This window comes from Kitasatospora sp. NPDC004669, from assembly GCF_040609455.1.
Lineage (GTDB): Bacteria > Actinomycetota > Actinomycetes > Streptomycetales > Streptomycetaceae > Kitasatospora.
This window is the reverse complement of record NZ_JBEXKB010000012.1, coordinates 171,702-184,771: the sequence shown is the minus strand read 5'-3', so window position 1 is coordinate 184,771 and position 13,070 is coordinate 171,702. Positions and strand designations below refer to the sequence as shown.

The window sequence follows — 13,070 nt, the reverse complement described above, 5'->3', positions numbered from 1 at the left end:
CCCCGCCCGGCCCGGTGGGGGTTCGGGTTGGTCCCCCGCCTGGGCCAACCACCCCCGCCCCCCCCCCCGCACGGTCTCCGTTTCGGTTTTGGTGAGTTTCCTTGATGGGCCATCAAGGAAACTCACCAACACCTTGATGACTTATCAACGCAGGTCAGAGCAGCACCAGTAGGGCCGGTCGCCAACGTTGGCGAGGACCGGATAACGGACCGGTTAACGGACCGGTGAGAAAACCGGTTAGAACGCGGGATACCTTGGTAGCGGGAGTTACAGAATCGTTATGAAAAGGACCCATTGGTATCAAGAAATCCGGTGAGTTTCGCGGGGTTTCATTCCCCAAGCACGGGACGAACCCGTGCACGAAACCCGGAGGAGCGCTTTCGTGAACGGGGATCTGGAGACCGACCACGACGTCCTGGTGACACTCGCCCGCTTCACGCTGGCCACCGCCGAGCAGCTCCACCAGCTGCACGGCGGGCAGGCCGGCCTCAAGCAGACCCAGAAGCGCCTGGCCCGCCTCCACGCCGAGGGCCTGGCGGAGTTCGTCACACTGCCGCAGGCCGGCCGTGCGAAGGCCTGGCACCTCACCGGCCAGGGCGCGGCTGTCACCGCGACCTTCCCTGAAGCCCGCCGACCCGACGGCCCAGCGGCCGCCGAGCCGACCGCCCTGCGGTACGGGCGCAGTCATCTGCTCGACCTCGGCCGCGTGCACATCGCCTTCGTCACCGAGGCCCGCCAGCGCGGGGAGAGCTGTGGGCCGCTCGACCTGGTCCCCGCTCCCGAGCACCGAGCGGGCCCGGACGGGGACATGTACCGGCCCGCCGCCGAGCTCGCGTACACCGCGAACTCCGATGACAGCCGGCTGCGGCTGCGGGTGTTCGTCGAGCTCCACCGCCCCGGCGTCGGCGCCGAGCACTGCGCGGCGCAGCTGGCGGCCTGCGCCCGGTTGTGGGAGCAGCCGGGCCCCGGCGGGACGGGGCGGGCGTGGGAGCGGCGCTGGCGGACCTTCCCGCGGCTGCTGGTGGTCCTGATCGGCACCACCGCCGCCTCGGCGCGCTCGGCCGTGGCGGACCTGCGGCTCGCCGCCGAAGAACAGCCGGCCACCGCCGAGCTGCTCACCGCCGTCCCGGCCGGCGCCGCCCGCATCGAGGACCTCATCCAGCGCGGCCCGGCTGCCCCCGTCTGGCACCCGCTCGGCGACCCGGGCCGGCGGCCGTGCGGCTGGGCGCAGCTGTAGAGGTCCGGCAGGAGCAGAAACGAGGGCGGGTCGGGCATCAAGGTGCCCGACCCGCCCTCACCAAGTGCTTTGAGCTGTGACGTTATCCAACCGTGACCAGGCCGCCAAGGCATCCACTCCATACCTTGGCGGCCCATCAAGGTATGGAGCCCCACCTCGGGAGGACCATCAAGGTGGGCGGCCGAGCCCCGGGGAGACCATCAAGGAATGGACACGAGCCCTGGGGCGGGCATCAAGGTTGACGGCCCGCTCCTGGCGGGAGGACCACGAAGCCGGGGCGGGCATCAGGTATCGGCGGGGCGCGGCCCGGTGCGGATCCGGTCGCACGTACGATTCCCTGCCGTGGGCAAAGAGCAGAAGACCTTCGAGTACACCGACGAGCTGAAGGACGCGCAGCGGGCGCTGATGGCCGTGCAGGCCGAGCGCCGTGCCTTCCTGGCCACGCTACCGTCGTGGGGCGGCGATCTGGAGGCCGCCCGGCAGGGGCTGAGCGAGGAGCAGCGGGCCGAGTCCTCCCGGCTGGAGGAAGTCGAGCGGCAGGCCTCCCACGCGGTGTGGGCTGACGAGTACTGGGCCAAGCTGTCCGGCGAGGACCGGGTCACCGCCCGCAGCCGGCTCCAGCACATCGACGACCAGCCGGCCACGGCAGCAGTTGCGTAGCGAAGGCCCACGTCGCACGGCGGCCGGGGCTACCGCAGGCGGAGTTTGCCCTTCGCGTCCACGATGATGGTCAGCTCGCCGCCGAGGTTCTCCCGGAGGATCTTGGCCAGCTGCTGCCCGTCGAAGGGATGCCTGGGGTGTGCCGAAGTCCGGGGCTGCTGTGGCTCCGGCTCGTCCCCGCCCCAGCTGGAGTCGAACAAGAAGGCGTCGACAATCGTCCTCGCCATGTGAAGCCCTCCCGTGAAGTCGTCCGATCACCCTAGAACTGCCGGACCGCATACGGAAGGTCCTCGTCCGCACTGAGGCCGGGCCACCCACACGAATCAGCTCGGGAATTGCGAGCCCGTGTCGGGCCGACCACGGATCGGCGCACGGTCACCGCGCTGATGGTCACCGCCGGGTCCAGGTCAGGCACACGGGCTCGTGCCAGGTCGTGCGGACGACGGCCCCGCCCGGGGTGAGGCGTTCGCTGGACCAGGTCCGGCAGCACCCGCCGCCGGGCCGGGCCAGCGGTCTGGTCGCGCGGACCGGAGAAACGGGGGCGGGGATGGCGGGTGCGGCCGAACGGCTCCGCCGGCGGGGCGCCTGGCCTGGGGTGTCGTCATGCCGCAGGCTCTGCCCACCCCGCCGTCCCGCCGAACCTGACCGCCACCCGAACGGACCAGCGGCGGCCATTCTCACGTCGCTGGTCGCCGACGGCGGCGCGCCACCAGATGCAGACGTGGGCAGCCGGGGTCCGCGGTTGACCGCCGGTCGGCGCCGCCAGAACGAGGTGATGTCAGTGAGGAGTCGCTGTTGTTGTGGGGGGTATCAGGCACGGGGTGTTGACTCGGAAGAGAAGAAGTCCTCCGGTTGTGGTCTGGACGGTGACCAGGTATCGGCTCGATGTCTGGGATGCGTCGAGGACTGTGTCCACCTTGCCGTTGGCAGCCTCCCGGTAGCCGTCGATTTTGAAGCCCTGTTGTTCGAGCATTGTGCGGACCTTGCGGACAACTTCGGGGTGCTGTTCGAGTGGGGCGGAGCTGTAGACCGCGTACGACATCTTGTACCGGCCGTCATTGGCAACCTCGTCGTGTTTGCCGACACAGTCGTTGAAGAACGGCTCGGCGCTGCCGGTGTCGAGCGTGACTCCAGCGGTCTGCGCCATGTACTCGGTCATGTGTTTGGCCCAGTCCTGGGCATCCTGGCGGGCCTTGACCGGGAGAGGCTCGTTGGGACCGGGCGTGGACATGCATCCTCCAAGGATCAGGGGCAAGCAGAGCGCTATCGCGGCAGCGCCCAGACGTCGGGCTCCGACACGGCGTGCGGCGAGTCGTGGAAGGGGGAACGGCACAGTGAAATTCCTTGCGGCCGAGACAGGGTGAGGACCGGTACAGCCAGGCCGTGGACGGCCCGGTTCTAATGGTCACGGACAGACGGTGCGTTGGTGTGCACCTTGGGAACCGTGGTCGGCTGCGCGTTGACAATGATGCGCCCCTGGTTGGCAAGGCTCTCGCCGCCGTCCCAGTACCCGCTGTGCCCGGATGTATCGACCAGGAAGTTGTTCCCTCCGAACCGGTCGATCATCGGGTCGTCGCCGAGAGTGAGTCCCGCGGCATATTCGATCGAGTCGTCTGCCGCTCTGCCGGTCCAGAAGTGGCTTGGGTCGATGTGGAGCTGGTCGGCGCGCTGGACGGTCATTCCGGGACTCGCGATGGCGACGATGTCGTCGGCGCCCAGTCCGTTCCCACCGGCGGCGGCCGCGCCGACGAGCGTCGTCCCGTAGCTGTGGCTGAAGACCGAGAGGTGACTGTGGTGGTCGCCCTGGGCGACCCGGGTGCCCTGGGTGAACTGGCGCAAGGCCTCGGCGCCGTCCTCGGCCCGGGCCGTCCAGCCGACGGAGAGGTTCGGCGCTTGCACGACCGGGATCTCGGGGGTGTCGTATCCGAGCCAATAGATCACCGACACCTTCTGATTCGTCCCCTTCGACGCCTGCTTCGCGGCCTCCTGCATGTCGTTGACACGTGCGAGGTTCCCGTGCGTGCTGTCGATCGTTGTTCCCGTCCCCGGCACCAGGACGGCGGTGTGGTCGGCGGTGTCGGGGTTCCCCATGGCGATGACTGTCTTACCGTCGCCGTTGTAGGCCTTGGCATCGAACCCGAGCAGGAACAACTGCTTGTCCTCGGCTGCGCTGTCGTGCTGGTCGAGCTGCTCCTTGAGCTTCATCAGATTTTGCTCGCGGGTGTTGTACTCGTCGGCCGTCATGCCGCTTCCGCGCGCGTTGCCGGCCTGCAACCCGTCCAACTCCTGGTCGAGGGCCAGCCGGTTCGCCTCGTCCCGGACCGTTGCAGGCAGGCCGTCCAGTCCTCCGACCTTGTCCGGGTAGAGCGCGAGGTAGCTGCTCTGCTGCTCAGGGGTCAGCGACTTCCACCAGTCGGCAGACTTCTGCGGGTCCTTGTTGTCAGGGACATATGGATCAGCGAGGCCGAGGTCCTTCGCCACGTCCTTCACATCGGTGGCGGTCTCGGCTGTGGAGCCGAACACCCGCGGCCGGGTCAGGATGTCGGCATCGAGGCGGCCGAGGGCACGGTCCCCCTGGTCGTTCGCCTCCTTCGCATCGGCCAACGCTTTGTTGATCCGGTCCTGCGCGTCTCCCCGCAGGGTGGCCAGCGCCTTGCGTTCGGGGTCGGATCTGGCATCGGGGTCGTTCTGCTCGCCCTTGCTCAGCGGCGGCAGATTCACTATCCCGTCGGAGCCGACGGTCAGGCCCCACTCCTCAGCGCGGTGCACGGCGTTCTTCAGGTTGGTCTGTGCCTGGGAGATCCGGTTGGCGACGGTGTCCAGGGTGAGTGCGACAGCAGCGGACTCGACATGCACAATCTCCAGGATCTGCTCGGTCCGGCCCAAGGTGGTGAACGCCAGTTTCGCGTCCTCCCCTTCCCAATTCGAGTGTCGCAGCGGTCCGTTGACCTGGTTGCGATGCCTGTTGTCGGCGGACTGGGCCCCGTTGGACAACGCGCGCCACGCCTTGGCAGCGTCATGCAGCCCGGTCGGGTCGAAGCTGAGCAGCAGCTCGAAGTCGTTGCTCATTGGCCCGGCTTCTCCCATGCCTCGCCGATCTTCTGCTTGTGCCAGACCTCGACGTTGGCGTGCTCGTTGTTCGTGTAGGCCTGCGCCGTGGCGGTGAGGTTGTCGGCCGTCTTCTTGAGACGGTCGCCGACGCCAGACAGCACGGGCGCCCAGCCACCCGCCACCTGGCCGAGCCGCGCGGCCACCGACCAACCCGTCAGCTGACTGACAGCCGTCTGACTGGCAGTAACGACTGCCTGACAAGGCTTCGCAAAGTCCTCGCCGATGGCCCGCGCCACACCTGCGGACTTGTAGATCTCTCCCGGGTCAACCTTGAGATCGCCCACTGCTTTCCCCTCCCGACAAACCTTCGGTCAGCAGGGATCCTATTTCGGTGATCGACCGATCTCTATCCGTACAGATACTCATCCGAAATCAGACGATTAGTCTCGCTTCCAGCGAAACAAGGCTATTCGCCGCTTCTGCGACTACGCCGGCCTGTGTCCTCCGCGGTTCGACGGGGGTCGGCACCGTCCGCTGTACCGAACCCCGTACCGAACCCGTCATCGGACAGCCCACCCGGTCTAGGTGGCATACAAGGCCTCCAGAAGCGCGGCCTGCTGCATGCCGACCTCGCCGACGTAGTCCTACAGAGCGATCAAGTCGCACATCCCAATTGGCGGTCGAGTCGTCGCGGGGCTCCGGGCGGCCATGTTCTCTGAACCATCCGATCGGCTCCTCCATGACAGCCATACCCAGAGCCCCTGGGCCCACCGATCTTACGAATGACCAGCGGAATCCCACGCTTGAAAGGTAGGACTCCATGATCTTGGAAGCCGTGCCTGCCTTCTTTACGCCCGCCGCTTCGCGCCCGCGTACGATCACCAGCCGTCGCCGATGAAGTGAGGCTGGATCGATGCCCCGTACCCCAACGCCGATACACCTGACCGCTGTCACCCTGGCCTTGACCGCTCTGCTGGCTTGCGCAGCCTGCGCTGGACAGACCAATGTCGTGCCGTCCGCTCCCGTTCCGACAAGTGCCACCGCGTCCGCCGTCGCCGCAAGCCCTGCGCCGAGCTCGGGCCGACCGGACCAGCAGCAGCTGGACACGGCCGCGGACGCGGTCTCACGCCTCGGCGGCTCCTACCAGGATGTCTTCACGGGCCTGATGGTGGACGTTCCGGACGGTCGCGTCATCGTCTACCGGAAGCCGGGCGGTGGCGGCTTCGACGCCGCCCTCGCCCACCTGGGTCTGGGCGTGCGCGTGGACCTGCGCGACGCGCCGCGCTCGATCAGCGAGCTGGCCGCCACCCGCAACCGGGTCGTAGCACTGATAGGACACACGAGCGACTACAGCATCGTCATGGTGGGCGACGGATCGGCGGTGAGCTTCACCCGCGGGATGGTGGAGGTCAGCGTCAGCGGAAATCTGGCCAGCGCCCAGGCAGACCTGCGCGGCCGCTTCGGTGACCGGGTCACTGTCTCAGTCGCCCAACCGCTCTCGGGCTGACCGGACTCTCCGCCCCGCGTTCGGCTGTCAGAGCTGCACTCCTCGGCCCTCTGGTGATCACAAACCGGACGCCATCCGACTACGCCGAAGCCCTGGTTCCAGGTCGGCCCGAATCCTCTCGGCCGGACCGCAGGTCGACGCCCGGATACCCTTCCAAGAAGGCGAGTACACCGATGAGCTGAAGAACACGCAGCGGGCGCTGATGGCTGTGCAGGCCGAGCGCCGTGCCTTCCTGGCCACGCTGCCGTTGTGGGGCGGCGTTCTGGAGGCCGCCCGACGGGGGCTGAGCGAGGAGCAGCTGGCCGAGTCCGCCCGTCTGGAGGAAGCCGAGCGGCAGGCCTGTCACGCGGTGTGGGCTGACGAGTACTGGGCCAAGCTGTCCGGCGAGGACCGGGTCACCGCCCGCAGCCGGCTCCAGCACATCGACGACCAGCCGGCCACGGCAGCGGCTGCGTAGCCAAGGTCCGCGCCGCTCGAGGGCCGACGGCCGCCGACGGCCACGTCCGGGCGCCCAGGCCTCTCACCGGACCCGGGCGGGCCACGGACGCGGAGACTCACCAGCCCCCGGGCGTTTCCACCAGTCCCCGGGACGGGCTACTTCGGTGTCAGAATGCGGTGCGGCTCTGGCTCCTGGGGTCACCGTCGGCGAGATGGTCGGTGTAGAGGCCGGCGCGGGCCAGCCGCCGCCAGGGCCGGGCGTAGCGCAGCGCGATGTCGATGTCCGGGTCGGTCGGGTGGAGGTCGAGGTCGGTGAGTGCGAGGGCGGGCCGGTTGTCGGCCGGGGCTCGGGTGAGCCAGCGCCCGCCTGGGGCGACGATGCCGGAGGGGACGTTGGCGGCGTACTGGGCGGGGACGGCGTAGCCGAGCCAGTAGTTGTAGAGGGTGCCGTAGGCCTGGGCGACGGTGGCGCGGGCGGGGTCGTCGACCATGACGGACAGCAGGACGCAGTCGACGTTGAGGCGTTCGTACTCGGCGAACAGGGTGGGGAAGTTCGCTTCGATGCAGATGGCCAGGCCGAAGCGGACGCCGTCCACGTCGAACACCGTCGGCTCGGGCCGGCCGGGGGTGTAGAGGTAGGACAGCTCGGTGTTCGACAGGAACCGCTTGTCGTAGCGGGCGACCAGGTCCCCGTGGTCGGAGAGGACATAGAGGCTGTTGTGCGGACGCCTCGGCGGTGTGAGCGGGTGGAGTGATCCGAAGACCGTCCACAGGCCCAGTTCCCCGGCCAGGGCCGCGATCCGCTGCGCCTCCTCGCGCAGGACGTCCCACGCGGCGCCGGTCCAGTCCGCCGGCACCCCGGTTCCGTCGGGGCCGGTCGCCACCACCCGCTTGTGCGGGTAGACGAGAGCGCCCTCCGGAAACTGCACCAGCCGCGCCCCCGCCCCGGCGGCCTCCCGCATCAGCGCCCGGACCTCCTCACCCGCCGCCCGAATCGCCGCCCCGTCCCCGGGATCCTCCGGCACCGTGCTCTGCGCCACCGCCAACCGCAACGTCCCGACCATCCCGCGACCGTACCGGCGCGCGCCGGTCCCTCACCCGGCCCTCGCCGGGAACCTCACCCGCACGTGTCCCTGACCGCGGCAGGGTCAACCGCGCCCAGTGAGCGGGACCGGGGCAGACGTTCTCACCGGCCGCTGGCCTGTACCAACACCCGAAACTCACCGGGCAGCGCCCGAAACTCACCGGCGGGTGGCCGCCCAGGCGGGCAAAACTCACCACCACCCCGGGGCGAAACTCACCAGCCCGCTGACCTGTGACAGCGAAGTTGGGACGATTGACACCGAAGATGGGAAGCAGGGCAGTTCGTGACAGCGAACATGGGACGGCGCAGGTCGAGCCCTGCTCTTGCCCCAGGCCGGCGGCGGCCTCGCCGGCGGCCGCAGCCGAGGGGGGTTGGTTGCCCGCCGCGGCGCCGTAGCGGGCAGCCAACCAGTGCTGTGGCAGGTCAGGGCTGGCGGTGCTCGGTACCGGTGGGGTCGACCCAGATGACCAGGTCCTGGGCGCGGTTGCTGAACCGGACGTCGTGGACGAGCCGGCCGCGCAGTTGGGCGTGGTCGAGGTCGTCGTGGGTCCACACGTCGCCGCCGCGGATGGCGGGGATCTGGTAGAACGCGCCGTCGCGGGTGGCGGTGGGCCAGCCGACGGGGTCGGCGGCGATGGCGGCGCGGATGTAGCGGCGGGCGGTGGGGCCCTTGACCGCGACCACGGCGCGAGGCGCGGTCTGCGGGTTGGCGGCCCACTGCCGGACCCAGGGGCCGAGCTGCCACCAGCGGATGGTGTTCTCGGCCAGCACGGCCGGGTCGGTTCCGCCGGCGTCGGCCTGCGGTCGGTCCAGGTCCCGGTACGGCTTGGAGCTGTGAAACACGATCAGAACTCCGCCCAGGCTTCGTCCGAGGTCGGCGACGGTCAGCGGCTCCAGGGCGAAGCGGTCGGCGTACTCGGGAGGTGTACCGAGCGGGGTGAAGCGCCACTTCTCCCGGCGGGCGTTGACGAGCTTCGCCTTCGCACCGGCGGACAGGACGTCGATCAGCATGCTCTCCACCACGACGGCGGTGGCGTGGTCGGGCATCTCGGCGACGTCGATCGTGTAGCCGGGGGTGTCCAGGATGGCGGCGAGCCCGGTGTTGTGGGTGTCGGCTGCGTGGCTCTGCGGGCGGTCCTCGTTCCGGCCGCGGCCGATGTAGACGATGCGGTTGTCCCGGTCCCGGACCGCGTACACCACCGGACGCGGGTCCGGCCTCGACGAAACAGGCATGGCAGTACTCCTGACTCCGGCCTCTGGGACCGGCTCCTGCCGGCGCTCCAGGCGCTGGCGACTGCCCTTGACGCTACATCGGGCAAGCGGGCCGTGCTCGGGGGTTCGGAAAGGATGTCGCGGGTGCGGCGGCTCGCCGCACCCGGCTGTTCTTGCGCAATGTCGAGCACGGGAGAGCGAAGCAGCGCTGACCCGCGACCTCCCATGTTCGCTGTCACGAACCGGTGCGCTTCCCAACTTCGGTGACAACTGTCCCGACTTCGCTGTCACAGGTCACCCGCCGGTCAAACTCCCCAGTGCAGGTCACAGTGGCCGGGCCAGGTGCAACACGGGGTGCAACGCACTCCTCCCGGCCCGGATCGCCGGGAGTTTTTGCAGGTCAGCGGTGCAACGCGGCGGCCAGGCAAGCTGGCACGTTGCGGCGTGTCGCACCTCGTGTTGCGGCTACGGCCGCCGGCCGGAGCGGCGCCACCAGGAGCCGGCGTTCTTCGCCCTGGCCGCCTCGGCGGCCGCGGCTTCGGCCTCGGCGGCAGCCCGCTCGGCCCGCTTCCGGTCGGACTCCTCCTGCTGGCAGGCCGTGCACAGCCGCTCGCCCCAGCGCGCCCGGTTCCACTCCGCGTCGGTGAGCTTCGCCTCGCAGCCGGTGCAGGCCGGGCGGCTCGCCTCTCGCTCGGCCTGCTCGCGGGCGCGGCGGGCGGCGGCGGCGACCTTTTGCTCGACGGCGAGGAGCCGGTCGCCGTCCGGGTTGTCCAGCGCGGCGGTGAGGGTGTGCCAGCCGGTCCGGCCGAAGCGCCGCCACACCGGGGCGTCGGCGCCGTGGGCGTCGAGCAGCTGCAGGGTGGTGGCGACCACGGGCAGCGCCTGGTGGTAGTTGCCGGCCGTCACCCCCGCGTACGGGTACGGGCGCGGGCTCCAGTAGGCGGCGGAGCCGTCCTCCACCTCGTCGAGGCGGCGCAGCAGCCGCCGGTGGTCGCGTTCAGCCTTCGCGGCCTGCTGCTCGGGGGTGAGGGGCTTGGTGCCGGGCCGGGTGCGTTTGCGGCCCGGGGTGAGGACCAGGGCGACGGGCGGGTAGCCCTCGTGGCCGGTCGGCGGGTAGACGGTGCGCCAGTGCCGGTGGTCGTGGACGGCGGCGCCGTCGTGCCGGGCCGCCTTCGCCCGGGTCTTGTCGGCGCCCTTGGCGATCAGCTCGCACCAGGCGGTGTAGGAGGCGAGCTTCTCGACGAGCTGGCCGACCGTCTCGTTGTCGCGGTCGACCTCGACCAGTAGCACCGGCACGCTCGCGCCGGGGTCGCGCAGCACGAGGTCGGCGTAGCGGGCGGGGCGGCCGGGCACGGGGTGGCGGACCTCGGTGGTGAGGGTGAGCGGCGATCCGTGGCCGGCGCGGGTGAGGTGTCCGGCGGTGGTGACGACGTCCAGGGCGTGCTCGTCGTAGCCGGCGCTCTCCCCCTCCCGGACGGTGGACAGCTTCGTGCCCGGCGGCAGGAAGCCGGCGGCCTCCTTGTGGCCGGCCCTGGTCAGGCACCAGAGCTTGCGGCCCCTCGCCCAGCCGTCCGGGCGCGCCTTGCCCGCGTCCTCGAGGTCGAGCAGCGCGTCACGGGTCGCCTTGTCGCAGGCCTGGCCGGGCAGGGCCAGATGCCAGAGCTCACGGCCGGTGGCGCGCTGAAACAAGGCGAGCGCCACCATGACGTTCCTCCGGGCCAAACCCGTCGCACGCTGCTTACGCCTCCGGCTTCCAGGAGCAGCGGTAGAAGGGTTGTCGCCACGGCCGCGACCCCTTGCCCGGGGCTGCTGGCCTGCGGAAACGGGCCCACCCGTGAGCGGGGCGGTGGAGGTGCGGACGGAGGTGCCGGTGGAGGTGGCGCGGGGCCCCTTGTCCCGGCCGGGCGAGGCCTCGCCCTGGTGGGGCGGGAGGTGGTGGTCGGCGGCCTGGTCGCCGTCGCCGGGGTCGGGCGCCGGGAGGGTTGTGGCGGTCATCAAGGTGGCCTTCCGTCAGCAGGAGACCGGTGCGGGCACGATGGCCGGCCCCGGCACCCGGGCGGGGTGCCCGGACGCGGCCGACCTTGCACGGCACCCCCTTGTCCGCGGTCTGACCGCGCCCCTTGTCCCGCCCCTTGACCAGCACGTTGTCCCGCCCGGTTCGCCCCGGTCAGGCCCCTTGTCCTCCTGGTTTGTCCGTGACCGGGATCATGGCCGCCGGTCCGTCAGAGGTTCTGCAGGTAGGCGGTGTGGACGGTGAAGGCGGCCTGCTCCGGGGTGTCGTGGAGCATCGCCTCCTGGGTGTGGACGTCGCCGATGAAGTAGCCCTCGTACACCGCCACCCATCGGTCGCCGATGCCGGTCAGGCCACGCTCGACCCAGCCGACCTGATGGCCCTCGCCCGTCACGAGGTAGACGTCGGGGTTGACCGTCCAGCCGGCCAGCGCCCACCAGTCGCCGAACCGCCGCGCATCGAGGGCGACGCGCACGTCACTCGGGGGCAGGCGGCGGTGCATCGGGTCGGCCGGGACCGGGACCTCAGCAGGCGGCTTCGGCGCGGCCGGGGTGGGCGCAGCGAGTGCGGGCCGGGGTGCGGTCTGCTGCTGGGCGAGGCGCTGGTCGACGAGCTCGCGCAGCCGCTCGCCACCGAGCGGGGTTTCGCCCCGGGGCGCAACGGGCGCCGAGGCGGCGTGCCGCGCAGTGGGCGCCGTTTCCCCCCGGGGAGAAACCGGCGCCGAAACGGCCTGCGGCCGACCCAGGGCAGGGCCTGTCGGCGGGGGAGTTTCGCCCCGGGGAGCAACGGGCGCGGGCCGGGCCTCGAGGGCGGTGCCGCCAGCCGCCGGAGCCGGTACAGACGCAGCCGCCGGCACCGGCCCGGCTATGACCGGGGAGCCGCCGAACAAGGGCGCCGTTTCGCCCCGGGGTGAAACGAGGGGCTCCGGGGTGGCCGGGTCGGGGCCGACGGTCTGGGTGGGGTGGGCGGCGAGCATCCGCTCGGCGAGCTCGCGGTGGCGCACGGCCAGGCCGTCGGCGGCGCGAAGGAGGTCGGCCAGGGCTTGGCGGGCAAGGGCGCCGTCGCCCTCGCGCTCCGCGCGCTCCAGCTGGAGGAGGAAGCGCGCGTCGTGCTGGCGCAGCGCCTCGCCGAGCTCCAGCAGCTCGGCGCCCTCGCCGTCGTCGGGCAAGTCTGCGGGAGGCGGAGTTTCACCCCGGGGGTTTTCGGCGGCCGCGGTGAGCGCCTTCTCCTGGCGCTCGCGCTCGCGCGCCCGGTCGGCCCGGGAGGAGCATGCCTTCGAACAGTACTTCCGGGGGCGACCAGTACTGCTCGGCTCCATCTCCTTGCCGCAGACCGTGCAGGTCGGCGCGCCGAACAGCATCGGCTCGGCCATCGCCTTTTGCCCCGGGGAGAAACTCATGATCGGGATGCTAGTCCGGCGCGGCGCCGCCTTTCTCCCCGGGGCGTAACGCTGCGCCCCGGCGGGCAGCGGCGGCCTGTCGCAGCAGCGCAGCACCGGTTGCGCAGCGCTGCGCAACCGGTGCTGCGCATGCGCAGCCGACCGGCCCGCTGCTGCGCGGCGAGTTCCGCCGGCGTCGGCAGCGGGGCCGACGGGCCGTGTCCGGGGCCTGCGCGGGGCGGGGTGTGATCCCGTTCGCACCGCCTCCCACCTGCGGCGGGGAGTTTGCGTCGCACCCGCTGCGCAGCAAACTCACCGGCCATGCGCAGCCGCTGCGCGGGTGGCTGCATCGCGCAGCGCAGCGTCGCAGCCCGGCGGTCGGTTGCGCAGCCGGCGGTTGCGCTGCCGGTCGCAGTCGCAGCGCCCCCGCTGCGCGGGTTGTCGCAGTCGCAGTAGCAGCGTGTAGCAAGGGTCGCCTTGCTACACGGAGAA

The 13,070-nt window shown here is 70.9% G+C and carries 12 protein-coding genes; 4 read left to right on the top strand and 8 right to left on the bottom strand.

Features of this window, described 5'->3' with window-relative positions:
• The first annotated feature begins 382 nt into the window (after window positions 1–382).
• A complete protein-coding gene (locus ABZW30_RS13550) occupies window positions 383–1,237 on the top strand; it encodes a replication-relaxation family protein (protein WP_355671245.1) in 855 nt (284 codons plus the stop codon).
• Between the two features lie 342 nt (window positions 1,238–1,579).
• Window positions 1,580–1,897: a hypothetical protein gene (locus ABZW30_RS13545; protein WP_355671244.1), complete on the top strand. Its 318-nt coding sequence runs from the start codon at window positions 1,580–1,582 to the stop codon at window positions 1,895–1,897.
• A 29-nt stretch (window positions 1,898–1,926) separates the two neighbouring features.
• Here ABZW30_RS13545 and ABZW30_RS13540 read toward each other — a convergent pair whose 3' ends face one another.
• From ABZW30_RS13540 to ABZW30_RS13525, 4 genes are all read right to left on the bottom strand, one after another.
• Window positions 1,927–2,124, bottom strand: a complete 198-nt coding sequence (locus ABZW30_RS13540; RefSeq protein WP_355671243.1) for a hypothetical protein — start codon at window positions 2,122–2,124, stop codon at window positions 1,927–1,929.
• 551 nt (window positions 2,125–2,675) lie between these two features.
• Window positions 2,676–3,128: a hypothetical protein gene (locus tag ABZW30_RS13535; protein ID WP_355671242.1), complete on the bottom strand. Its 453-nt coding sequence runs from the start codon at window positions 3,126–3,128 to the stop codon at window positions 2,676–2,678.
• Between the two features lie 167 nt (window positions 3,129–3,295).
• Entirely contained in the window at window positions 3,296–4,966 is a 1,671-nt protein-coding gene (locus ABZW30_RS13530) for an alpha/beta hydrolase (protein ID WP_355671241.1), read from the bottom strand.
• On the bottom strand, window positions 4,963–5,292 hold the full coding sequence (locus ABZW30_RS13525; RefSeq protein WP_355671240.1) for a hypothetical protein: 330 nt from the start codon (window positions 5,290–5,292) through the stop codon (window positions 4,963–4,965). Before ABZW30_RS13525 ends, ABZW30_RS13530 begins: the two co-directional genes overlap by 4 nt.
• Window positions 5,293–5,909: 617 nt before the next feature.
• On the opposite strand from ABZW30_RS13525, the gene ABZW30_RS13520 reads away from it, so the two are divergent.
• Together ABZW30_RS13520 and ABZW30_RS13515 are read left to right on the top strand one after the other, a co-directional pair.
• Window positions 5,910–6,455: a hypothetical protein gene (locus ABZW30_RS13520; protein WP_355671239.1), complete on the top strand. Its 546-nt coding sequence runs from the start codon at window positions 5,910–5,912 to the stop codon at window positions 6,453–6,455.
• Window positions 6,456–6,657: 202 nt separating this feature from the next.
• Window positions 6,658–6,912, top strand: coding sequence for a hypothetical protein (locus tag ABZW30_RS13515; protein ID WP_355671238.1), 255 nt, complete (start codon window positions 6,658–6,660; stop codon window positions 6,910–6,912).
• A gap of 148 nt (window positions 6,913–7,060) precedes the next feature.
• On the opposite strand, the gene ABZW30_RS13510 is transcribed toward ABZW30_RS13515, so the two are convergent.
• The 4 genes from ABZW30_RS13510 to ABZW30_RS13495 all read right to left on the bottom strand — a co-directional run bounded on the left by ABZW30_RS13510 (window position 7,061) and on the right by ABZW30_RS13495 (window position 12,599).
• Window positions 7,061–7,957 carry a carbon-nitrogen hydrolase family protein gene (locus ABZW30_RS13510; protein WP_355671237.1) on the bottom strand — a complete coding sequence of 299 codons (897 nt, stop codon included), beginning with the start codon at window positions 7,955–7,957 and terminating at the stop codon, window positions 7,061–7,063.
• Window positions 7,958–8,400: 443 nt separating this feature from the next.
• Entirely contained in the window at window positions 8,401–9,210 is an 810-nt protein-coding gene (locus tag ABZW30_RS13505; protein ID WP_355671236.1) for a hypothetical protein, read from the bottom strand.
• 444 nt (window positions 9,211–9,654) lie between these two features.
• On the bottom strand, window positions 9,655–10,893 hold the full coding sequence (locus tag ABZW30_RS13500) for a hypothetical protein (RefSeq protein ID WP_355671235.1): 1,239 nt from the start codon (window positions 10,891–10,893) through the stop codon (window positions 9,655–9,657).
• Between the two features lie 518 nt (window positions 10,894–11,411).
• Window positions 11,412–12,599 (bottom strand): hypothetical protein, encoded by a 1,188-nt coding sequence (locus ABZW30_RS13495; RefSeq protein ID WP_355671234.1) that lies wholly within the window; start codon window positions 12,597–12,599, stop codon window positions 11,412–11,414.
• Window positions 12,600–13,070: the final 471 nt, after the last annotated feature.